Source organism: Gardnerella sp. 30-4 (assembly GCF_001641215.1).
GTDB lineage: Bacteria > Actinomycetota > Actinomycetes > Actinomycetales > Bifidobacteriaceae > Bifidobacterium > Bifidobacterium leopoldii.
On sequence record NZ_LXJL01000008.1, the window covers coordinates 12752 to 35769 of the forward strand.

The 23018-nt window shown below is 41.7% G+C and carries 17 protein-coding genes and 1 tRNA gene; 12 read left to right on the plus strand and 6 right to left on the minus strand.

The window, feature by feature from the left end; all coding sequences use genetic code 11:
* Positions 1-299 precede the first annotated feature (299 nt).
* The 10 genes from A5294_RS00770 to dnaG all read left to right on the plus strand — a co-directional run bounded on the left by A5294_RS00770 (position 300) and on the right by dnaG (position 13103).
* Positions 300-1265, plus strand: coding sequence for an ABC transporter permease (locus tag A5294_RS00770; RefSeq protein WP_064340219.1), 966 nt, complete (start codon positions 300-302; stop codon positions 1263-1265).
* Positions 1266-1307: 42 nt separating this feature from the next.
* Positions 1308-2192, plus strand: a complete 885-nt coding sequence (locus tag A5294_RS00775) for an ABC transporter permease (RefSeq protein WP_004118899.1) — start codon at positions 1308-1310, stop codon at positions 2190-2192.
* On the plus strand, positions 2189-3871 hold the full coding sequence (locus tag A5294_RS00780) for an ABC transporter ATP-binding protein (protein WP_064340220.1): 1683 nt from the start codon (positions 2189-2191) through the stop codon (positions 3869-3871). The genes A5294_RS00775 and A5294_RS00780 overlap by 4 nt, the downstream gene beginning before the upstream one ends.
* 117 nt (positions 3872-3988) lie before the next feature.
* Complete coding sequence (locus A5294_RS00785; protein WP_004118906.1) at positions 3989-4483, plus strand: S-ribosylhomocysteine lyase; 495 nt, start codon at positions 3989-3991, stop codon at positions 4481-4483.
* Positions 4484-4536: 53 nt separating this feature from the next.
* Positions 4537-5076 carry a histone acetyltransferase gene (locus A5294_RS00790; protein ID WP_032842431.1) on the plus strand — a complete coding sequence of 180 codons (540 nt, stop codon included), beginning with the start codon at positions 4537-4539 and terminating at the stop codon, positions 5074-5076.
* Positions 5077-5161: 85 nt separating this feature from the next.
* Complete coding sequence (gene alr / locus A5294_RS00795) at positions 5162-6541, plus strand: alanine racemase (protein ID WP_064340221.1); 1380 nt, start codon at positions 5162-5164, stop codon at positions 6539-6541.
* Between the two features lie 64 nt (positions 6542-6605).
* Complete coding sequence (locus A5294_RS00800) at positions 6606-7889, plus strand: deoxyguanosinetriphosphate triphosphohydrolase (protein WP_004106024.1); 1284 nt, start codon at positions 6606-6608, stop codon at positions 7887-7889.
* Between the two features lie 83 nt (positions 7890-7972).
* Positions 7973-9733, plus strand: coding sequence for a PASTA domain-containing protein (locus tag A5294_RS00805; protein WP_064340222.1), 1761 nt, complete (start codon positions 7973-7975; stop codon positions 9731-9733).
* Between the two features lie 393 nt (positions 9734-10126).
* The gene (locus tag A5294_RS00810; RefSeq protein WP_032842434.1) at positions 10127-10780 is read left to right on the plus strand and encodes a hypothetical protein; all 654 of its coding nucleotides are present in this window, start codon (positions 10127-10129) and stop codon (positions 10778-10780) included.
* Positions 10781-11027: 247 nt separating this feature from the next.
* Positions 11028-13103, plus strand: a complete 2076-nt coding sequence (gene dnaG, locus A5294_RS00815; protein ID WP_004106012.1) for a DNA primase — start codon at positions 11028-11030, stop codon at positions 13101-13103.
* Positions 13104-13203: 100 nt separating this feature from the next.
* On the opposite strand, the gene A5294_RS00820 is transcribed toward dnaG, so the two are convergent.
* On the minus strand, positions 13204-14955 hold the full coding sequence (locus tag A5294_RS00820) for an acetolactate synthase large subunit (protein WP_082851858.1): 1752 nt from the start codon (positions 14953-14955) through the stop codon (positions 13204-13206).
* A gap of 255 nt (positions 14956-15210) precedes the next feature.
* On the opposite strand from A5294_RS00820, the gene A5294_RS00825 reads away from it, so the two are divergent.
* The gene (locus A5294_RS00825; protein ID WP_064340223.1) at positions 15211-16404 is read left to right on the plus strand and encodes an SLC13 family permease; all 1194 of its coding nucleotides are present in this window, start codon (positions 15211-15213) and stop codon (positions 16402-16404) included.
* A 79-nt stretch (positions 16405-16483) separates the two neighbouring features.
* A tRNA-Arg gene (locus A5294_RS00830) sits at positions 16484-16556 on the plus strand.
* A 127-nt stretch (positions 16557-16683) separates the two neighbouring features.
* Here A5294_RS00830 and A5294_RS00835 read toward each other — a convergent pair.
* From A5294_RS00835 to A5294_RS00855, 5 genes are all read right to left on the minus strand, one after another.
* Positions 16684-17088 carry a Fur family transcriptional regulator gene (locus A5294_RS00835; RefSeq protein WP_004106002.1) on the minus strand — a complete coding sequence of 135 codons (405 nt, stop codon included), beginning with the start codon at positions 17086-17088 and terminating at the stop codon, positions 16684-16686.
* 20 nt (positions 17089-17108) lie between these two features.
* On the minus strand, positions 17109-18281 hold the full coding sequence (gene purK, locus A5294_RS00840; protein WP_004106000.1) for a 5-(carboxyamino)imidazole ribonucleotide synthase: 1173 nt from the start codon (positions 18279-18281) through the stop codon (positions 17109-17111).
* Positions 18265-18762: a 5-(carboxyamino)imidazole ribonucleotide mutase gene (gene purE, locus A5294_RS00845; RefSeq protein WP_032842436.1), complete on the minus strand. Its 498-nt coding sequence runs from the start codon at positions 18760-18762 to the stop codon at positions 18265-18267. Before purE ends, purK begins: the two co-directional genes overlap by 17 nt.
* An 80-nt stretch (positions 18763-18842) precedes the next feature.
* Entirely contained in the window at positions 18843-21506 is a 2664-nt protein-coding gene (locus tag A5294_RS00850) for a bifunctional lysylphosphatidylglycerol flippase/synthetase MprF (RefSeq protein WP_082851859.1), read from the minus strand.
* A gap of 1 nt (position 21507) precedes the next feature.
* On the minus strand, positions 21508-22887 hold the full coding sequence (locus tag A5294_RS00855; RefSeq protein ID WP_064340224.1) for an esterase family protein: 1380 nt from the start codon (positions 22885-22887) through the stop codon (positions 21508-21510).
* Positions 22888-23018: the final 131 nt, after the last annotated feature.

Genomic DNA, 23018 nt, shown 5'->3' on the forward strand with positions numbered 1-23018 from the left:
AGCGCCGAGCTTGCTCAAGTTGAAAGCACAGTGTGCTTTCAGCGCAAGCGAGGTCTGCCTTCGTCTCGATTGACGAAGGCAGGGAAGACTCACATGTGGGCACATTGGGAATTTGGTTGTGGTTTGTGTGCGCTGACGGCCTGCCTTCGCGCATAGAGCGTAGTGCGCGAGCGTAATCTGCGCGAGTGTCCCAAAACATGCAAAATGAGACACTCGCGCAGCGCGCAAACTGCACTAGTGCCCGAATTTGTGTATTTGTGGTGCGTTTCGACTAGAAGAACATAGAAAGGAGGCATTTTATGTTTCGCATGATTTGCTACAGAGTATTGCTGTTTACTCTTGCTTTACTTGGTATTTCTGTAGTTATTTTCATATCGTTACGTGTACTTCCGGGCGATGTTGCGCAAGTTATGGCCGGCTTAAACGCTCCTAGCGGAAAAGTAGAGGAGCTTAGAGCAGAACTTGGTATTAATAAACCACTTTTTACGCAGTATGTTGACTGGATTTGTGGTGTTTTCCGCGGTGACTTTGGCGTGTCTATGTTAACTGGTCGTTCTGTAAGTTCAACTATTGCGATGCGTGCTTCTATTACTTTTCCGCTGATTCTTTTGGGTCTGTTTATTGCTTTAGTAGTTGGTATTTCACTTGGATGTTTGCAAATTACTCATGAAGGCAAACTTTCACAGGCAATTATGCGCTTTTTGGCTATTACAGCAGGCTCTGTTCCAGCATTATGGGGTTGCATGCTACTTATTTTGCTATTAGGACGCGGTATTGGTGTGTTCAGTTTGTTGCCAACTCAAGGTTTCCCTACAGATGGCTGGAGCGAATTTCCTGAAGCTTTTGCGTCTCTTCTTATTCCGGCTCTTACAGTAGGACTTATTGTTGGCTCTAGTTTTATGCGTTACACTGCTGCAACTGTTGAAAATATTGTTAAAAGTGAAGTAGCTTCTCAAGCTATGGCTTGCGGAATGACTCGCAAACAAGTTGTGTGGCGTGTTGGTTTGCGACTTGCTCTTCCTCAACTTGTATCTGTTATTGGTTTAACTTTCGCTCATATGGTTATGGGCGTGATGGTTATTGAAAACCTGTTTTCCTTACCTGGTATTGGTACGGGAATGGTTCGAGATGTTGGTTTGCGCGATCTAATTGCAGTGCAAGGTGAGCTTTTTATGCTTGCTGCGCTGTTCTTACTAATCGGCTTTGTAGTTGACATTACCCACCGACTACTTGACCCTAGGTTATCTAAAGATAGTTTGAATTAATTTCCTATTGTTGAATCTAACATGCGAATAAGGTGAGTTTTTATGTGCAATATGTCTAAAAAAAGTATCAAAGTAAAATCTACTTTGTTTAAGCGCATATGGAATGCTACTTTCGGTAAATTTGTGTGTTTAACGTTTGCAATATGGTTTTTTGTTGCTTTGCTTTCGCTTTTATGGACTCCGTACTCACTTTTAGAAACTAATGGTTTTAAAGTATGGCAGAAGCCGTCTTTTTCGCATTGGCTTGGCACGGACGGCACTGGTTCAGATATGCTTAGTTGGCTTATGGCAGGTTCAAGAATTGAGCTGATTCTCGTTTTTTCTACTGTTCTAGTTGCTACTTGTATTGGGTTTATTGTTTTGAGCTTTATGATTTCTAGTTCACAAATTGTTCGCACAATAAGCATTATGTCTGTTGACGCATTGATTTCTATTCCAACTGTTTTAATTGCGCTTATACTTGCAGTTCCGTTTGGAGCTAGTGTTGTTGTGATTGTTATTGCTTGTGGAACTGGCTATGGCTTGAATTTAGCACGTATTGTACGACCTAGTGCGCAGCTTGCGTTGCAATCTGATTATGTGACTTCAGCTGTTTTGCAAGGTTCCTCGCGTAAATATGTTCTTATTCATCATGTTTTACCAAATATTATTCCTGTTGCTTTTGTTGAGCTTTCTCTTTCTGCAGGAACTGTTATTTTGGCTGAAAGTGGCTTAACATACTTGGGTATTGGTGTTCCTTCTGGAGTTCCTAGCTGGGGGCGCGTGTTGGCTACTTCTGTTTCGTTAATTCACGTAAATCCTTTATCGGTTGTCTGGCCGGGTTTGATTGTGACTGTGGTTGTTGTTGCTCTTAATCTTTTTGGTGACGTATTGCGCAAAGTTTTAGATCCTTCATCAAAAAGTACGAATAAAGTAGGGGAAAAATGAGCTTAAATATTCAAAATCTCACGCTAAAACTTGGCGGAAAACTAATTCTTGACAACGTATCAATTGAGATTTCTGACGGTGAGCGTGTTGGCTTAGTTGGTTCCTCTGGCTCTGGCAAATCTATGCTAATTCGAGCTATAACTGGATTATTGCCGTCAAATGCTGAAATTTCAGGCTCTTGTATGCTTGGCAATTTTCAAACAGTGAAAGCAAAAGATGAAAATTTAGCTTCTATTCGCGGAAAATACGTTGGTGTAGTATTTCAGCAGGCTAATAGAGCGCTTAATCCAATGTTAAGCGTTGAAAAACAAATTTCTTTGCCTTTGCGAATACATTACAATCTAGATGATGACGATATTCACAATCGAGTATGCATGATGCTTGAAAAAGTAGGGTTGTCGAAAAATCTCGCATCTAAACGCACGTTTGAGCTTTCTGGAGGTCAACAGCAGCGAGTTGGTATTGCTACAGCTTTGATTACTTCTCCGCGTTTGATTTTGGCTGATGAGCCTACTACCGCGCTTGACTCGGTTACACAAAGTGAAGTTGTGCGAATGCTTGCTTCACTTGTAGATGATATGGGCGCTTCAATGCTTTTTGTAACGCACGATTTTTCTGTGCTTTCGCATGCTGCTAATCGTTGCTATGTGCTTGATTCTGGGCGTGTGGTCGATAGTGAAAATATTAAGAATTTGCTTGATAATCCGCGTATTTCTTCTACTAAACAATTAGTGAGTGCTGCTAAAAAGTTGACTTTTAGAGCGCAAAATTTAGGTTCTAAAAATTTAGATTCTGTAAAAGTGGGTTCTGCAAATGTTGATTTTGCAAATACTGGTTCTGCAAACGTTGATTCTAAGAAATTTAATTCCCGTATTGGCAATAGTGAAGAAAATTCGCTTATAAATGCAAAAAATATTCACGTTATTTTAGGTCGCGCAAAAACTCGTGCTGAAGTGTTAAGAGGCGTAGATTTAAATCTTAATATCGGCGAATCTTTGGCGATTATTGGCGGATCTGGTTCCGGCAAAACAACTCTTATACGCGCTATGTTGGGGCTTGAAACTCTTTGCGAAGGAAACGTTACTTATTGCGGTGAAATTGTAAATAATGCCAATTTATTAGAAGTAAATAAAAATGCTTGTACGCTTATGAGACGCGAATCGTCGCTTGTATTTCAGCATCCGTTTGCCGCATTGGATCCACGCTGGACAGTTCAAAAAAGTGTTGCTGAGCCTCTTAGAATATGGCAAAAATCGCTTAAATTAGACGATGCAACTATTGAGCAGCGTGTTTGTGAAATGCTGAAATTAGTAGGCTTAAAACCTGAAGATTTTTTGGAACGTCATCCTCACGAGCTTTCTGGCGGTCAAGCGCAATGTGTTTGTATTGCTCGCGCATTAATCAATAATCCTCGAGTTTTGCTTGCTGACGAGCCTATGAGTGCAATTGATGTTGCGGAAAGAACTCGCATTTTAGACGCTTTTGCATCCATTCGCTCCGAGCGTAAAAGCATGTCATGCATATTTGTAAGTCATGATTTGGGTATGATCCGGCATTTAGCAACGCGAGTTATTGTTCTTAATGAAGGAAAAGTTGTGGAATGTGGCAGTGTAAATGATGTGCTCAATAATCCACAAAATGACTACACTCGTGCTCTTGTAAACGCAGCAATCATGTAAATAAATCTTTCTACTAATAAATCTTTCAACTAATTAGGCAACTACCGTCTACTATAGAAGTACTCACTACGTTAAAGAGTACGTTGTTTATTGTGTAGTTAAGTGAAGGGAATACTTATGAATAAGCAGGATGCGTCTAGACCTAGACCAGAAAGTTTTGAACTAGATCATACTAAAGTAAAAGCACCTTATGTGCGCTATATCAATACGCAAAAAGGTCCTAATGGGGATGTTATTTCCAACTATGATATTCGTTTAACGCAGCCTAATGAGGAAGCGATTCCTACTGCAGCTTTGCACACAATTGAGCATATGATTGCAGTGTTACTTCGTGAGCGTATTGATGGCTATATTGATTGCTCGCCTTTTGGCTGCAGAACTGGTTTTCATCTGCTAACTTGGGGCGAACACAGCACAGAAGATGTGGCGCGCGCTTTAAAGGAATCTCTTGAGTTTATTGCGTTTAATGCCACCTGGGATGATGTTCCTGCAACAACTATTGAATCTTGCGGCAACTATAGAGACCACAGTTTATTTGGTGCTAGTCAATGGTGTAAAGATATTCTAGCGAAGGGAATTAGTTCGGATCCTTTTGAGCGCAAACTTGTGTAAGTAATAATTAGCTAATTTTGCGTGATTTTATTTGGTTTCTTTTAGAGGTTGGCATGGAAGATATAACATTGAGAAAAGCAACTCTTGGTGACTTGCGAAATATTGAGCATATTTATGAAAATGCTCGCAAATTTATGCGTGTTACAGGCAATCCTCATCAGTGGGGGAATAGTTTTCCACTTGTTTCAAGTGTTATTGAGGATATTCGTTTAAAACGTTTCTATTTGATTGTTGACGAGGATCCAGAATCGCATAACGAGCGTATTTTAGCGCAATTCGCATTATGCGAAGGTGTTGATGAAGTGTATGCCAGTATTGACGGTGCATGGCTTGATGATATTTCCCCTTATGTAACAATTCACCGCTTAGCATCTTCGGGAATAAAACCAAAAATGGCAACAGCGTGCTTGCATTGGGTGCAGCAAAACTATAATAATGTACGCATTGATACGCATCCAGATAACGTGATTATGCAAAAAGTAATTACGCGTGCAGGGTTTAGTCGTTGTGGATTGGTCGTTATTCCAGATCGTGCGCACAGTGCAGTACGTATTGCATACCAATGGGTGCAAACACTTAATCATGTCATATGAAATGCGCATGTGTTCTTAAAAAGCTTATGGAGAGTATGCAAAAGAGCATGTAGCATTAAAGCATACTAAATCAGTTAGGTGAGTTATGAGTACAGATTTAAGTAATGCGGCAAGTAATAGTGCACGTAATGCGGCAATGTTAGAAGCAAACTATGCTCGCACGTTAAGCGTATACCCTGGGCAAGTAATTGTCGATTTGAAGGCGCTTCGAGACAATATGCGTACTTTGGTTGAGCGCGTTTCGCAAGATTTGCAGCCTAGTCAGAATGCGCCGGAAGTTATGGGAGTCGTAAAAGCAGACGGATACGGTCACGGGCTTGTTCCTAGTGCGCTCGCGGCTTTGGCTGGAGGTGCTACTTGGCTTGGCACAGCTCAACCGTACGAAGCGTTGCGTTTGCGTGCAGCTGGTATTGATTCTAGCCGTTGCCATATTCTCACTTGGCTTACTAGCGCTCCAACTACGAGATTTGCAGATCTGATTACAGCAGATATCGATATTTCAGTAGGCTCTGTTGACTCTCTTGATGCTGTAGCTTTTGCTGCACGAAAGTTAGGTAAACCTGCTCGCGTGCACGTAAAAGTCGATACTGGTTTTGGACGAAACGGTTTTACGCCAGAAGGTTTTAGTGCCGCTCTAGAAAAATTGCAACAATACTCTAGTGAAGGCGTAATTGAGGTTATTGGCCAATGGAGTCACTTAGCTGTGGCAGATTCTCCTGATGTTCCAGAATTTGTAGATGCAACCGACCGGCAAATCCAACAATTCCACGAGTTTACAAATCGCATGAAAGAAGCATCTGTGGCACCTAAAATCCGCCATTTAGCGAATACTGCTGCAACGCTTAATCGTCCAGAAATTCGTTTTGAGCTTGTTAGACCAGGAATTGGTTTGTATGGATACGAGCCGGATCCTGCAATGGGGGATTCTCAAACTTATGGATTGCAACCAGCTATGACGCTTCAAGCGCAACTTGGCACTGTAAAAGCTGTAGAAGAAGGGCATGGAATTTCCTACGGGCGCACGTATTTAACTCCAAATAATACGAGTACTGCTATTGTGCCGCTTGGTTACGCTGACGGAATTTTGCGATCTGCTTCCGGATTTGATATGCAAGGTGCGCGTCATGTTGATAAGCAGGGCGGACCGGTTAGAGTAGAAACCAATAAAGGTGCGCGAATTTTGAATGTTTCAGGGCGAGTTTGCATGGATCAGTTCATAGTTGATTTAAAAGGCGATGCTGCAGAGTTAGGCGTCCGAGAAGGCGATACTGTAACGCTTTTTGGTCCTGGAAGAGGTGTGGAATTTGCTGAGCCTACTGCCGACGATTGGGCAGAAGCTGCAGGAACAATCAGCTACGAAATCATGACTGGAATCGGACCTCGCGTGCCGCGGCTTTACCGCAATGCTTACGAAGTGCTATCTTCTAGCGATATTGCAAAATTGGACGCAAAAAGTCTTATATAGCTTGTTGCTGCTTGGTTTTTTAGAAGGTTAAATTAGCCTTAATTGCAAATAAAAGAGGTGCTGTATGTGCAACGAAGTAATTGCATCGGATAATGAGATCGTTGGCGAATACGATTTGCATGATACTGAGCGCTGGGCGAGTGAGCCTCATCACACTCGTGTGAGAACGCCTTTTGAACGAGATCGTGCGCGAATCATACACTCATCTGCGCTACGTCGATTGGGTGCAAAAAGCCAGGTTTTAGTTGCGGGTTCGGATGATTTTGCTCGAACTCGCTTGACACATACTTTGGAAGTTGCGCAAATTGGTAGGCAAATTGCAGCAATGCTTGGATGCGATCCGGATGTTGTTGATTGCGCTTGCTTATCGCACGACTTAGGGCACCCACCATTTGGCCATAACGGAGAACGCGCGCTCGCAGAATTAGCGAAAAATATTGGTGGATTTGAAGGAAACGCACAAACTCTTCGCTTACTTACGCGCTTAGAACCGAAAGTTTTTCGCGAAAACGGTAGAAGTGCAGGAGTAAATCTTACGCGCGCAGCATTAGATGCTGCAGTGAAGTATCCGTGGGGATTAGAAGAAGCAAAAGCGCACGATAAAGGCGAGCGTGATTTGAAATTCTGTGTGTATCCGGATGATCGAGATGTGTTTGAATGGCTGAAAATTGGTGCTCCACGCGAAGCAAAACCAATGGAATGTCAAATAATGGATCTTTCAGACGACATTGCTTACAGTGTGCACGATATTGAGGATGCGATTGTAACTGGCGCTTTTAACCCTGCTTTAGTTGCGGATTCAAAAGTTGTAGATGAAGTTATTGAAGAAACCCATGCATGGTATGGTGAACGTTGGGATGTAGATAAACTTTTGGATGCTTTGAAACGTTTGCGCTCGCTTCACATGTTTCCTAATTCTTTCGACGGTTCTCGTCGAGCGCTAGCGCAGTTGAAAAATATTACTAGTGCTCTTATTGGTCGTTTTGCAAGCTCTGTTGAGCACGCTACGCGTGAGCGTTATGGCAACGGTCCGCTTGTTCGCTACCGCGCAAACCTTGTGATTCCGGAAAATACTTCCTACGAAATTGTGATGCTGAAAAGCTTAGCTGTGCACTTTATAATCGCTCCTCGCGAGCGTGAAGTTTATAAGCGCGAACAGAAAATTTTGACAGATTTAGTAGAAGTATTTATGAGCAAGTCGCCGCGCTCGCACGATGCAATGGAGGAAGTATTCGTGGGAGATTGGAACGAGTGCACTAACGATGATGAGCGTCTTCGTGTTGCAATCGACCAGGTGGCAAGTCTTACAGACGGTTCTGCTACAACTCTTCACGCGGCTTTGTGCTAGGTGCTTTTGCTAAGTGCTTTGTTCTGGGTGAGCTGTGAGTGTAGATTTGTTGTAAAGACTAAAGTGTGCGAAGAAGGTTGAGAATGTTTTGTGCAAATTGCGGGAATAATATTATTCCTGGAGAAAAATTCTGTGGTAACTGTGGTGCTTCTGTTTCATACGGGAATAACGTTGAACAATCTCAGCCTACGGAAGTGATGCAGCCTACGGGAGTAGAGCAGCCTGGAATTCAAATAGCTCAGCCTGAATATGCAACTCCACTTATAAAAAATCGCAAACTAATTGTTATAAGCGCATGTGTTATAGCAGCGGTTGCAATTATTGCGGCGGCAGTCTTCTTCTTTACTTTTCCGCATTTTCGTAAAGCAGCGCCATCTGAACGCATAGTCGTACCTAAAGCAAAAACTTCACAATCTGCGCAAGATGTTGTACGCGAACTGCAAGAAAAAGGTGTTGAAACTCACTTAGTAAAAGATTTCGGAGGAAGTAAACCAGGTAATTTTGCTCGGTATCAAAACGTAAAACCTGGGCAAGTTATTCACGGAAATCACGTTGTAACGGTCGTTGAATCCAAAGGTCCTGGAATTCCGGAAAAGGGAGTGATTGGAAAAACTGTTGAAGAAGCAGCGCCTCTATTAAAATCAATGGGAGTTCCAGTAAAAGTTTACAAAGTAGCCTCACTTCATCCTGGAAAAATTGCTGCAACTAACCCAATGCCAGGCGAGCCTTTAGATGAAAATAAAGAAATCTTCATAGGCGTTGGAGAAGAAGATAAATATCCTGATAGCGGCAGGTCTGTTCCTGTTGAATTATTCGATAAAGATAAAGACGAAGCGTACAAAATGATGTCTGATGAAGGATTCAAAGTTAGACTTGTACCAAAATATTCATCCCGAAAACACTTAGGCAAAATTGTTGGGTCTAATCTTGGATTAGGGCAATCACATAGGGGAGATACCGACATAACGCTTTACTATGGCGCTGATGCTTCTGAAACTAAGAAAATGTTTACTAGCAAGCGTGGATATGGTGAAAGTAATCAAGCAACTGTAGTTTCTACATTAGTTCCATTTGTTGGAAAATGGTGCACTAAATCTGGAGATTGCTTAGAGTTTGAACCTACAAATTATGATACAGAAATAGGCGAGAATACTAGAGTGCTTCTTCGTGGCACTCATGCTATGGATGATTTAGTAGATGATGAAAATAATAAAGATTATGCACACAGTTTCGGAATGTGGCAGTATACACAGCAATTATTGGGTGATGCAATTGATACTGATGATAGTGATGAAGATAAGAATTCTCTTCCTTTGCACAATACATTGATTTTTGGTGATTCTGGCATGACTGAAATATTTCGCGATGGTGGAGATCCTTATTGTGGCAATAAGGTATACAATGTGCATTCGGGGTTGTGTGTTAACGGACAATTCCAAGATTACCAAGATTTAGATAGCAATTATCCAGATTATTCTAGCAATAACTTTATTGATGTGCCGGGAGTAAATAAGGGTATAACGTATAAGATGCGCGCGTATTTTGTGCTTGTTCCGGTTAGTGCAAAGCTCGACGAACTAGAAGCAAGCGGATTCTTTAAAGGCAAAGGCAAGACTAAACCGGATATGGATCGTCCGTTTATTTTGCGCAGAGATCCTAAATATTACAGTAAATCAGAGATAACAGTTGCTTCAAAAGATGGTGATATGAGAGACAATCCTTTTGTTCCAACTTCTAAACATAAAGCAATACCTTTTGCTCCAGCTCCGGATGATTCAAACGTTTACTACCTAGTTGAGAAGCCGTTTGATTTTACTGGTTTCATTAAAGATCGGGAATTGTAAAGTAGCAAAAGATTACGAAAGATTGCGGAAGATGCGGCTTGCGCAACTATTTGCGATTTGTGCGTCTTCCGCTGATTTCGTAGCGTATTTTGTCGATATTATCGTTGATTTGGTGTTTTCGACAGTTTCGTCTCGTTTTGTTTATTTCACCAAGTGATTATGTGTTTTCGACGGTTTTGCATCAGTTATATGGTGAATTCTCGCAAATTTGCTGTCATTAATTTAGCCTGAAAATTATATAGCTTTGTTCTATTTTTCCTTCTACTTCATTCATTTTCTAGGGGGGGGGTATTTTGTGATATAGGTCACATGTTTGACCCAAAGTTACACTAACATATTTTAGTGCAAAATTCTTCGCACGCTGTACGTGAGAAGGAAGAAGAAAGGAAAATTATGTTAAACAAGAAAGCTATCGCAGTATTCGCTGCTGCTGCAACTTTGCTATCCGGATTAGCTTTTTCTACTCCAGCGATGGCTGATGATTATTCCAATGATAGTCAAGAAGAAGATGTTGATAATTTGATTTTGGAAGTATTGTCTCGCGCAAATGAAATCGTTTCCGCAGGCGATACGAATGCTAAGGGGTACGCCGAAGCTAAAGCATTGTTGGAAGTAAATCATGAGATTTGCGAAGCTAAGGCTAAGTGGGTTGCAGCTTTAGATGAAGTTGATAACGCTTCTACAGAAGAAGAAAAAGCCGCAGCTCAGAATAAGGCAGATGAAGCTGAATCTTATTATCTTAGTTTGCACCATCCAAAGTTTGATGGCGCGCTCAATAGGTTTGTAGCTGCTATTGATTACTTCGGACATTCTCAAAAAAATTCTGAATCGGCTGACACTCAATCTGTAGATACTTCTATTCCGCATCGTGTCGATAATAGTAAAGCTGATAACAATAAGACTGATAGCGATAAGATTGATAGCAATAAGATTGATAGCAATAAGACTGCTAAACTTCCTAATACTGGTTCTTCTGTAGTTTTGGCTGCTGTCACTGCTTCCATGCTTGCCGGTATTGGTGCTGTTCTTTGCAAGAGTCGTCACTAAATAGTTTATTCGCTAATCTTTTCTCTAGTTATTTTTAGGTATTAATGCTTATAAATTGCATTTATAAATTGCATTTGTATCTGTTGTAATCAAGTAATTGATTTTAAGGCGGTGCGTAACGCAGTATATCCTGTGTTCGCATCGCCTATTTTTGTATTATGCTTTGGAAAAACGGTGAAAAGTGGCTGAAACACTAAAATTATATGCGCAATACCACTCGCCGCAGATTTGCGATAAGCTAGATAGCATGGTTGGAATGATTGTGAAAGAAGACATTGAGCGCGTGCGCGCTGCGGCAGATTTGTATGACATTGTGTCTGCAACAGTGACGCTTAAGCCTTCCGGAACTGGCACTTTTGTAGGTCTTTGCCCATTCCACGATGAAAAAACGCCAAGTTTTAGTGTGCGACCAAGCTTGGGAGTGTGGCATTGTTTTGGTTGCGGCGCTGGCGGCGACGTATTTAAGTACGTTGAGCAAAAAGAGAATATTGATTTTCGTGAAGCGGTCGAGTTTTTAGCAGATCGTTACCACATTGAGATGCATTATAAGCAGGAGCAAAATAGTGATTCTCAATCGCGCGGTTCTAAGCGAGCCAGGCTTTTAGAAGCAAATGAAGAAGCGCAAAAGTTTTTCGTTTCAAATCTCGGCACTCAAGAGGCAGCTCCTGCGCGCGAATTACTTGCAGGGCGAAACTTTACTCCGCAACAAAGTGCGCGTTTTTCTTGCGGTTACGCGCCTAAAGGCTGGGATAATTTAGTTAGATACTTAGCGAATAAAGGTTTTACGCGTCAAGAGCTTCTCGACGCTGGTCTCGCTAGACTCGGTCAGCGCGGAATATATGATTATTTCCGTGGCCGCTTAACTTGGCCTATTCGCGACTCGACTGGTCGAACTCTTGGCTTTGGTGCAAGAAAGCTTTATGATGACGATTCTATTAGCGCGAAATATATTAACACTCCCGATACTGCACTGTATCGAAAAACGCAAGTTCTGTACGGAATTGACTTAGCTAAGGCAAATATTGTAAAAAAGCGTCAAGTTGTAATTGTAGAGGGCTACACAGATGTAATGGCATGTCATTTGGCTGGTATTGATACTGCTGTTGCAACTTGCGGAACTGCGTTTGGCGTTGAGCATGCAAAAATTGTGCGCCGCCTTATTGCAGACGATTCTTTGGGGGCAATTCAGCTTGTTGGCCCACTGAAGGTGGATGGACAGTCTGTAAGTTCGCGCATCGTTTTTACTTTCGACGGTGATGCTGCAGGTCAAAAGGCTGCGCTACACGCTTTTGGTTTGGATTCTGCGTTTTTGACGCAAACTTTTGTTGCTGTAGCAGACAATAATCTCGATCCTTGCGATTTGCGTATTCAGCGCGGTGATGAGGCTGTGCGTTCGCTTGTTGCACATGCAAGTCCGCTATACGATTTCGTTATTGACACAGTAATTAATCGTTTTGAGACTTCGTACACTACTGGTCAAATGGGCGCTATAAAGGCTGTCGCTCCTCTTATTGCGCAAATTCGAGACCGTTCGCTGCTTGACTTGTATATGCGCAAAGCCGTGCGTTCAATTGGCGTTGATTTAGCTGTTATGCGCAATGAAGTTGAGTCTGCACGTAGACGTTTGAAAGTGCGTGACGACGATGCTTATGCGCAAAAGCATAACGTTATTCCAACTTTTGGTCAGCAAATTAATGACGACCGTAATGCAGGTTTTAAAGCTTCGCGCATGGAAATTATTAAAAGTTCTGCTAAAAATCAGCATTATTATCGTGTGGATGATGCTGTATTTATGTGCGAACAACAATTTATGGCGTTACTTTTGCAAGTTCCGCTTGCTTTTGATGAGAAATTGTTTGCGCAATTGACTTTGAATAATTTTATTACACCAGTATTTCGTACGCTGTTTCAAGCATTTGTAGCTGCAGGTGGATTGCCGGTTGGCAATGTTTCGCAAGGATTGTGGCTGCATATGATGACAAAAGCTGCAGGTCCTTTGCTTGAATCCGTTATTACAGAACTTTCTGTAATGCCGTTGCCGCTTCCTTCTCCTGCAGATACATTGGAAGATACCGGCAATCGACAGAATCAGCAAGTTTCAAACGGATCTCCTTCAGATCTTTTGCGGAAAGCTACGAGTGCAGAAAGTAAGTATGCAAACGAGCTGCTTATTCGCCTTCTTGATATTGGCTATATGCGTAGAATCGGTGCTGCTAGAGTGCGTATGGCGAAACTCAAGGATGGTCAGGAAAAGCTTGAGCTTCTAGGAAAAATTACTTCAATGGAAGCGGCTCGCAAAAACTTACAATCGCAAATCATGTAGCCTTTCATGCAATCTTTTGTACAAAACTGTACTAACAAACAAAAGACCACGTAATCTAGCGTGATTACGTAGCCTTTTGTCTGCAAAAATTTATTGAAACTCAGTTACTAAAGTCAATATCGCCGAGCTTTTCAATAAGCTTCATATTCTCACTGTAGTCAACTGGGCAAGAAATCACGTCGACGCCGCTTTCCTGATCCAGCGCTTCACGAAGCATGTTGTACAAATCCTCCGGCTTTTTAACAGCATGACCGCGCGCGCCAAAGCTTTCAGCTAGTTTTGGCACGTCCGGATTATGGAAATCAACGTACTCGTGCTCGCCTGCATGAAGCTCCATCTTCCACTTGATTAAGCCGTACGCGTTATCTTCCCAAACAAGAACTACCATTCGGCTGCCAACGCGCACTGCAGTTTCAATTTCCTGCACGTTCATCATAAAGCTTCCGTCGCCCATCACAGCCAAAACCGGTTTCGTGTTAATTTTGCCGGAATTATCGCGAATAAACGAAGCTCCAACAGCACCTGGAAGCGTCCAAGCCATAGTTGAAAGACTGTTGTCGATTATGCAAGTATTCGGGTGCATAGTTGGGTACAATCGTGCCATCCACATTTTAAGAGCGCCTGTATCTACAAGAACCTTCGTGCCTTCAGGAACAGCGCGGCGAATATCGTAAACTACGCGCTGTGGTTTCATTGGCATGCTTTCGTCGTTTTCGCAAGAATGTAATTCTTCCGTAAGTAGTTGTCGAATACGTGGGTGACTTACGTCAAAAGTAATGTTTCGTGTCTTTAATACTTCTGTAAGAGTTTTAAGCGTTTGGCCAATATTCGCCATAATATTCAGCGCAGTAGGGTAGTGTGCGTCGGTATCTTCCACAAAAGTATTGATGTGAATAATAGTTTTATCAATATTTGGGTTGATTTTCTTCGGGTCGAACTGCTGAATTGAGAAGCCGACAGCAATAATCAAATCAGCAGTGTCAAACGCGAAGTTCTCGTAATCGCGATGCATGAAGCCGACTACGCCAAGTGCATTCGGATGATTATCTGGGAAAACGCCCTTACCTTCGAAAGTAGTTGCAACCGGCACATTAAGCTGCTCAGCAAACGCAAGAAGCTGGTCCTCAGCGTGAGAGCGCGCAACGCCGTTTCCAGCCAAAATAATAGGTTGCTTTGCTTGACTAATAATTTTCGCAGCTTCTTCAATAGTGTCCGGCGCTGGCATAATATGCAGCGGATGCGGAAGTGGAAGAGGCTTTGCGTTGTCAGGTGCTGGCATTTCGCTGATATCTTCCGGAATAACAAGGCACGTGGCTCCCGGACGGTTGCGACCGGCAATTGAGAAAGCTTTTCGAACCATTTCTGGCGCAGATTCTGGAGCAAGCATCATAGAAGACCATTGCGTAATTGGCTGGAAGAGTGCAACCAAATCAATAATTTGGTGAGATTCCTTATAAAGCCTAGAAACGTTACCTTGTGCGCAAATCGCTACAAGCGGTGTGGTGCTTGCGTTTGCTTGAGCTACAGGAAGTGTTAAATTCAATGCGCCAGGACCTAGAGTTGCCAAGCATACGCCTGGTTTTCCAGTAATATGAGCGTATGTCGCTGCCATAAAACCAGCGCCTTGCTCGTGGCGAGTAAGCACAAAACGAATGCGTCCATCGCGTTCAATTGCTTCAAGAAGCGGAATATTTTCCTCACCTGGAATACCGAATACTACTTCAACGCCTTCGTTTACCAAGCATTCAACAACTAAATCTGCAGTATTGCGCTTGTGGTTTTCACGAAGATGCTTTTGACGAGCAAGTTTTTGTTCAAGCTTCTGATCTTCTGTTTTGTTTATTTCTGCCATAATTCGCTTCTTGTGTAGACAACAAATTCTTTGTTTTAATATGATATACGCAATCTTGTCTTTAAACGCAATTTTTTCAATGCGCGTGTCATAAAAAAGGGCGGAATTTTATGTTAGCTACTTTAGGCTAAATCACGCTATTAATAGTTGCTAATTTATTGTTATTGCAACGATTTTGTCGGGAATTTAACCCGATTGTGGGACTGGGTTTCTAGTATAATAGAGTCATTATGTCTATTGCGTTACGGAGGAATGATGAAGCGCTGGCTGTTGAATGTGGTCAAGTGTGAAACCATTCTTATTGTTGCTGCAATTTTGGCAGTTATTTCCTGTTTTTTGGTACCTCCAGATCCGCAATATTTGAGTTATATTCATCTCAACACTATTTCGCAATTAGTGTGCCTTATGATGGTTGTGTGCGGATTCCAGCGCATTGGTGTGTTTCGATCTATTGGTGCGCGTTTGCTAAGGCATGTGCGCACTGAGCGCGGCTTGGTGCTCGTGCTTATGTCGTTAACATTCTTTTCGGCAATGTGGATTACGAACGACGTTGCTCTCGTAACTTTTGTGCCTTTTGCACTATCTGTGCTCGTAATGGCGAATGCTGAAAAGCAGTCAATTCTTGTAATTACGCTTATGACTATTGGTGCCAATGTTGGAAGTATGCTCACTCCTATTGGCAATGCTCACAATCTGTATTTAAAGGCGTTGACTCATATGTCTACGCAAGATTTTTTGAAGATTATGGCGCCTTATACGATTACAGCAGCACTGTTGATGATCGTATTTGCATTCGTATTCTTTAAGTCGCGCACAGTTGACCAGTTTGCAGGTTTGCATGGTGACGATATTGAGCAAAGTGTGTTGGCTCCTTCGCATGGTCATCCGCAGCCTGATGAAATTCGTGTTATGGGCTATGGCATGAGTTTTACTCGCTGGCGTGTTACTGTTTATAGTTTGCTGTTTGTTGTTTGCTTGTGTGGTGTTAGTGGATGGATTCCTGACTGGATTATGGTGCTCATTATGGTTGCAGCTTTCCTTGTTTGCGACCGCCACGTATTCCGTGTTTTAGATTGGGCTTTGCCGCTCACGTTTATTATGTTCTTTGTTTTTATTGGCAATATGCGTCGAGTTGCTGGATTTAGCGATCTTGCGCAAATGTGGGTTGGTACGCATCCGATGGAAGTTTCTATTGCTTCAAGCCAATTTATTAGCAACGTGCCGACGACGATTCTGCTTTCTGGATTCTGTGATCAGTGGAAGCTTCTTATTATTGGCACGAATCTTGGTGGAATGGGTACTTTGATTGCTTCTATGGCTTCGCTTATTTCTTATAAGGGAATTACACACCAGTATTCGCATTACCGTGGGCGTTATTTGCTCACGTATACTATTGTCAATGTGTTCTTCCTTGCAGTGTTGATGTCACTTGCGTGGATTATTGAATAACAATTTTTATATAAACGTTTGATATTTATAATTTTATGGCGCGTTGATAGTAGTTTTTTGGTATAATAACCATTTGTTTGCCTCTGTAGCTCAAAGGATAGAGCAACGGCCTTCTAATCCGTTGGTTGCGCGTTCGAGTCGCGTCGGGGGCACTATGAAATCTTGAAATAGCATAGCGCATTTCAAGATTTTTCATGGTGCCGAGCTTGCTCAAGGTCGAAAGCACGGTGTGCTTTCAACGCAAGCGAGGTCTGCACGCGTCAATAAGACGCGCGCAGGTTACTTATCTTCTTCGCGGCAGCTTTCGCATAAGCCGAATACTTCTAGCGTATGATCCACCACAGTATACCCGTGAGATTCAGCTACTTTATGAATCCAGCCTTCGTCGTCAGGCGGCTCAATATCAACAGTTTTTCCGCAACGTTCGCAAACTAAATGATGGTGGTGCGTATTCTCGTCGCAAATGCGGAATAATTGCTGACCGTTAAAACGCACTGTGTCTACTTCGCCGCTTTGAGTTAAAGAATTAAGTTGACGATACACTGTTGCTAAGCCAATAATCTCCCCGTCTTTGGCGAGTATTCTGTGCAAATCTTGTGCAGAAACAAAATTACGAGACTCGCGTAAGTAGGAGAGTACTATTTCTTTTTGTTTTGTATGTCTACGCATAGGCTCACTAGACATTTCGCATCCTTTCGTCGTTTTTAGTCTAGTTCGTCGTCCCAGCAGCCTGTTGCATCTAATGCGGCAGCGGCGTCAACAGGATTATCGCATAGCACAGTAATATGACCCATTTTGCGATTCTTACGAACTTCAGCTTTTCCATAATCGTGTATATGCCATTCTGGATGTTCCAAAATCAGCGAACGCGTAGGAGCCACATGTTGTCCAAGAACATTTACCATAACAGCAGGGGAAAGTAGCTTAGGCTTCTTTAAAGGCCAACCAACAATACCGCGAATATGTGCTTCAAATTGATCCATATCGCAAGCTTCAATCGTATAATGCCCGGAATTGTGAGGGCGAGGAGCGAGTTCGTTTACTACTACGCGATTATCTTTAGTGATGAAAAGCTCAATTCCTAATGTTCCTGCTAGTTCGAATCCTTTAGCTAAGCGCAAAGCTAATTCGTGAGCTGTTTTTTCAACTTCAGGATCAACTACTGCAGGAGCTAAAGTCATGTGCAAAATACTATTGTGATGCACGTTTTTTACTAGAGGATAAGTTACGAAATCCTTACCATTTCCAGAAACCAGGATCGATGCTTCAAAAGCAAAATCAACGAAACCCTCGAGAATTGAAGGAGGGAATTTTCCTCCGCGATCCGAGCGATGGTGAATGTTAGCAACGTCTTCTTCTGTACGCAAAACATCTTGGCCATGACCGTCGTAGCCGCCGCGACGAGTTTTAAGAATTGCTGGCAAGCCTATTTCGTCAATAGCAGTATCTAAGTCGTCTAAATTATTTACTTCACGCCACGGAGCTGTTTCGATTTTATGACTATTAATGAACGTTTTTTCACTGACGCGATCTTGAGTTACGCGTAACAGGTCAGTTCCTTGTGGGATTGCGGTTAAATGACGAACTTTATCAAGTGCGTCTGCGTTAACATTTTCAAATTCGTAAGTTAATACATCGCAACGTTCAGCAAGCTCACGCAAGCCTTCAGGATCGTCGTAATTAGCTTCAACCTGCAAATCTGCTACTTGGAACACAGGGCAGTCAAGCGTAGGATCAAGAACACCAATACGAAAACCCATATGGCGAGCTGCAATAGCCATCATGCGCCCTAACTGGCCGCCACCAATAATTCCAATAGTGGATCCTGGCATTAAACGTTCAACAGCGCCATTAGTTACTTCAGATAAGGTTGGCATTTGATTCCTCGACTTTTTCTTTTAGTTCATTGCGATATTCTGCTAGTTCTTTAGCAAGACGATTATCAGTTGTGCTTAGAATGCTTACAGCAAGCAATCCAGCATTTGTTGCTCCAGAGTTTCCAACTGCAGTAGTTGCAACAGGAATACCTCCTGGCATTTGTACTATTGAAAGCAATGAATCCCAGCCTGATAGCGCATGCGAGCGTACTGGCACTCCAATAACAGGAAGCGTGGTTTGTGCCGCAATCATGCCAGGCAAGTGGGCAGCTCCGCCGGCTCCAGCAATAATAATTTTGAAACCGTTTGAGCGAGCATTATGCGCAAAATCTGCCATTAATTCTGGTGTACGATGTGCGGAAATAACTCGTTTCATATACGGAACTTGGAATTTATCTAGAATTTCACAAGCATGACGCATGGTTTCCCAATCACTTGAGGATCCCATTACGACAGCGACGGTTGGCTTTACTTCTGACACGATGAACCTCCCTGACGTGCACTTGTTACTTTACGCAACACTAGGGAGAACTCGCCGAAGTTTATCTAAAACTTAACAAATTATTTGTTCGCTTCGCTACTTTTTGGACGCAACGATTTTACCATTTCTAGTATTTGTTTAGGATTAGCTTCCGGTAAATAGGCGTGAGTCACAGCTAGTGAAATCTGAGCTAATTTTGCAGAATCCATGTAGCAGACATATACGGAACTTGCGGATGGTTGGAATTTTTTCTTGAAGAAATATAGCGATTTGAACCCATAAGCTGGTTCCAAAATGTCAGACATCATTTCTAGTGCATGATTAATAACGTTAGAAGATTTTTGACCATTTTCGTTCAATGTGTCTTCGTTTATACCAGCTAGAGGTGCTGCAGAAAGGCTCATAAATTCTACAGAACAGTCTGGGTTTTCTAATCCTTCATCTCTTAAACGTTCTGCCATTCTAGCAATTAATAATTCCATAATCCCATTAGGACTATCTGTGCGGTGACGCATAAAATCAAGTGTCCAACCAATGATTCTATTATTCCTATACGTTGGCATCCAGCTAGTTACTCCAAGTACCCTGCCGTCTTCATTAATAGCGTATAAAATTTTGACGCGGTTATCCTGAAGTTCGTCAAGTCCACCGAGAGTAAATTTCATTTCTGGAAGAGCTTTTAACTCTGCCCATTCTTCTGAAATTTCTACAATTTGTTGCTGTATGTCCCAAGAGGCTTCGTTATAAGTTGTAAGTACGTCGGCAATTCCATCTCGTTTTGCTTTGTTTATAGCTGTACGAATATCTTGCCATTTTTTCCCTCGCGTCTGCCAAGCATTAGGGTCTACTAGCATGTCTGTTCCGACTTTAATAGAAGTAAATCCAAGTTTTTCTAGTTCTTGACGCGTTTTATCGTGCACAGCATAGAATGCTGGAGACCACGAATTTTGTTCGCATAATTTAATAAATCCTCGAATATCTTGCGAATATTCTTTTTCATCTCCAAAAGGCTCTGTAAGAGTGAGTGCAATACCGTAATTTAGTCTATAGGCGATTGCAGATTGCCCGCTTTGAGAGAACCAATAATGGTTATTTGCCCAAGTCGTCATAAAGCTCATTGTGTTTCCGCCAAGTTCTACTAATGAGCTTGCTTTTTTTCTATCGTTTTCGCTTGTAGAGATGCTGCTGCGGAACCACGTAAAGCAGACAATAAACAATATTGCCCAGAATATCACGCCCACGCTTTGTGCTAGTAAAGAAGATAGAGGTGTTTCAGTGCGAAGCATTGCGTTAGATCTGTTTCCAAATCCCATAGGCATCCAGCGCCCTGGTAAATCTCGCAATAAGTGGTAAACATCAGCAGATGGAGTAAATTCTTCAGGTATCATAAGACCAAAAGCAACATATCCAGCGCCAGTTATGTACAATGCTATAAAAATCGCTATTAGTCCCAAACGTGCCTGTAGTTTGCTCGTATGAACAGAAAAATGCTTTAAATTAATTATCAACAAAATAGTAAGCAATAATGGTGGGAGAGCTGTAAGCATAAAAGCAACAGCAACAGCATTATGTTGATGTTCCAAAATATTTTGTTTTGTGGCAATTAAAGGCAAAACAGTGAAATACATTCCTGCATATAGCACAGTTAGTGCGTTTATAAATATAGAAGTTAATGCAGCTAGTCTACGCCCTCGTAACATTCCCCACGCAATAATCATCAGTGTGATGCTTGGTAATAGAATGCGAATCCATAATCCGCCAATTGCAGCGTGATGTAGACCTGAATGAAGAAAACAATTATTTGTGCTGTAATTTGTCATGCATCGCGTAAGCCATGTTTTAGAGCCTAGTTGCGGTGACATAAACAAACCAAGAGTAGTAAGAATTCCTGCGTGAGAGCGCGAAGATAATGCCAACACTGGACCTAATGCAATAATGCTCTGAGCTACTGCAAAAAGCCTGCGAATTTCGTAATCTGTACCTTCCCACCAGTTTACACTTCGTTTAACGCCTTTTGTTTTGCTCATAATATTGCCGATGATGTGCCCTGTAAGAGCTGCAATAATAGTGCAATAATCGCCAGGATTTCCACTATAAAGAAGCATTGCTGAAGTAGTAGCGTATCCAATTACTAAAGTTCTTCTGCGCCACAAAATAGATTCGTAAGATGCAGAAGCCATAAAAGCGCCAATAAACAGTGTGAATGGAGATAGTCGAATAGGAATCTTGGTAATCCAATGCATGTTTCGAATAATGATTGAAAGATTACCTATGATTGTTAATCCTACAATTATGCCAATAAGTGTGCTAAATATTGCAATATAAATAATATTGAGTCTACTTATACGAGTTTCTGCAACGCCAATAAGTACGGCAACAAGTAAACAATTAACCATAAGAGATGGCATATTATTTACGAAAATAAGCGAATGACATACTTTTATCAGCAGCTCTGTGACGTTTCCGTGCCCGAAGAATAGGCTTGGACCTTTTGAGCGATGATGCCGCATAAACAATTGTGCAAGAGTAGCGCTTGTGCCATAAGTATAAAAATGCATAAGCGTTAATACAACCCAATGTATGCAATTTATAACAATAAAAATGCACGTAAGTGTTAATGCAAAAACTTTATGTTGCATCCAAGCTATGAAATCGTGCATCAATATTTTTGTATGCCGAATTGCTGAATGTTTAGAATCAGAATCATTTTTCTTACAACGTTTATGAAAGAAAGACAGCATCATATTAGTCTCGATTCACCTGCTGGTTGATAAGAATTTGTACATTTTGGTAGGTATTAAGTTTTGGTGCAGTGCTTGAAATACCTGTTTTTTTGCAGAATTGATCAATTGCTATTTTTAATCCAGCTTTTACTGTGTGCCAATCATGACCATTGCCTTGAGAAAGCATGGTTATAACATTCATTCCAGCGCGATGTGCGCTTAATGCAATGGTTGCCTGATTCGCTTGAGATTTAGTATCCCATGAGCCTGCAATAGCGTAATAATTTTGTTTCAAAGGAGCATTTTTACGCATTATCACACTAGGTACGTGTCGCTCATATTCTGATGTGTTTCCATTGAAATAATGATTAATTGTTTCTTGGCGATTCTTATACGTTGGTTCTAGTTCCCCTCCGGCAGAAAAAATGTTTCCGAATATATCAGGGTGAGATGGAACTAGTTGCGTTGAGCAAGTGCCTCCTTGTGAGAAGCCGCCCATAAGCCACATTTTAGGATCTTTGCTTACTGGCAAATGTTTGCGTATCCATTTAGGAACATCATTAATTAAATATGTTTCTGCTTTGCCGAACACATGTGTATCCGCACAAAGAGAATTATGCGAAGATTCACCATTTTGGTCAGGAGCTACAACAATAGGTGCAAGACCGTAGTGATCTTTCGCGTAATTGTCTAAAGTATTTGCAATATCGCTTGCTGCAAAAAAGTGATTAGGGCTACCAGGTTGTCCTGCGAACATGACCATAACTGGCAGTTTTGGTGGTTTTTTAACAAGTGCAGCAGGTGGCAAGTATACGTTCGCTATTCTAGCATTGAAATGTGAAGCAGTGTTAGGGATATAAACTGAACGAACAATACCTTTTTTAGGAAGTTTTGGCAGTTTTTGTTGGGCTGCTAACTCTCTCCACTGCTTAATACTAGAGGATGCGGATTTTTGCTTATTAACTTCTAGTTTTGGAAAACCGCCCATTCCAAATATTGAACCTATTGTCGTATATTCCCCATAAATCATGTCTACATGAAGAGCTGTGCTTGCTAACGTCAAGATAATAGCTATTACTGCAACTAGTTTCCTCCATTTGTGTAAGAAAACAAGTGCTGTTGCTGCAAAACCTATAAGCCCGAAGCCGCATGCAATAGAAAAAATAACGAGCCATCCAAGACTTACTCCGAATACAAGAAACACGTCAGAAATAAGCCAAGCAATTATTCCACCGACAAAAAATGTTATGACACCTATTGCAAGCTGTATTAGTAAGTGGAACATTTTCTTGCCGCGTTTTGTTTTCATAAAAAGCAACAAGACTAAAGAAATACCATTTACGCTAAAAAGGCTTATTGGTAGCCATCCTTGCAAAAGACTCACTTTTGCCAATTGCAGCATGTTTGACTCCTATACTTTCTAGTCTAATTTGCGTACCAGTTACCAATCTAAGTGACATATACGCACAGTAATTGCCCAACCTAGTAATGTAATGCTAGTATCTGAAATTTTCCTCAATATTTGTTTTATTT

Coding starts and splice junctions, on each gene's coding strand:
- A5294_RS00820 (WP_082851858.1), bottom strand. CDS start 14,955: ATGGCAGAAATAAACAAAACAGAAGATCAGAAGCTTGAACAAAAACTT.
- A5294_RS00785 (WP_004118906.1), top strand. CDS start 3,989: ATGAATAAGCAGGATGCGTCTAGACCTAGACCAGAAAGTTTTGAACTA.
- A5294_RS00775 (WP_004118899.1), top strand. CDS start 1,308: ATGTGCAATATGTCTAAAAAAAGTATCAAAGTAAAATCTACTTTGTTT.
- A5294_RS00850 (WP_082851859.1), bottom strand. CDS start 21,506: ATGATGCTGTCTTTCTTTCATAAACGTTGTAAGAAAAATGATTCTGAT.
- purK (WP_004106000.1), bottom strand. CDS start 18,281: ATGCCAACCTTATCTGAAGTAACTAATGGCGCTGTTGAACGTTTAATG.
- A5294_RS00825 (WP_064340223.1), top strand. CDS start 15,211: ATGAAGCGCTGGCTGTTGAATGTGGTCAAGTGTGAAACCATTCTTATT.
- A5294_RS00855 (WP_064340224.1), bottom strand. CDS start 22,887: ATGCTGCAATTGGCAAAAGTGAGTCTTTTGCAAGGATGGCTACCAATA.
- dnaG (WP_004106012.1), top strand. CDS start 11,028: ATGGTTGGAATGATTGTGAAAGAAGACATTGAGCGCGTGCGCGCTGCG.
- A5294_RS00770 (WP_064340219.1), top strand. CDS start 300: ATGTTTCGCATGATTTGCTACAGAGTATTGCTGTTTACTCTTGCTTTA.
- A5294_RS00790 (WP_032842431.1), top strand. CDS start 4,537: ATGGAAGATATAACATTGAGAAAAGCAACTCTTGGTGACTTGCGAAAT.
- A5294_RS00780 (WP_064340220.1), top strand. CDS start 2,189: ATGAGCTTAAATATTCAAAATCTCACGCTAAAACTTGGCGGAAAACTA.
- A5294_RS00800 (WP_004106024.1), top strand. CDS start 6,606: ATGTGCAACGAAGTAATTGCATCGGATAATGAGATCGTTGGCGAATAC.
- A5294_RS00835 (WP_004106002.1), bottom strand. CDS start 17,088: ATGTCTAGTGAGCCTATGCGTAGACATACAAAACAAAAAGAAATAGTA.
- alr (WP_064340221.1), top strand. CDS start 5,162: ATGAGTACAGATTTAAGTAATGCGGCAAGTAATAGTGCACGTAATGCG.
- A5294_RS00805 (WP_064340222.1), top strand. CDS start 7,973: ATGTTTTGTGCAAATTGCGGGAATAATATTATTCCTGGAGAAAAATTC.
- A5294_RS00810 (WP_032842434.1), top strand. CDS start 10,127: ATGTTAAACAAGAAAGCTATCGCAGTATTCGCTGCTGCTGCAACTTTG.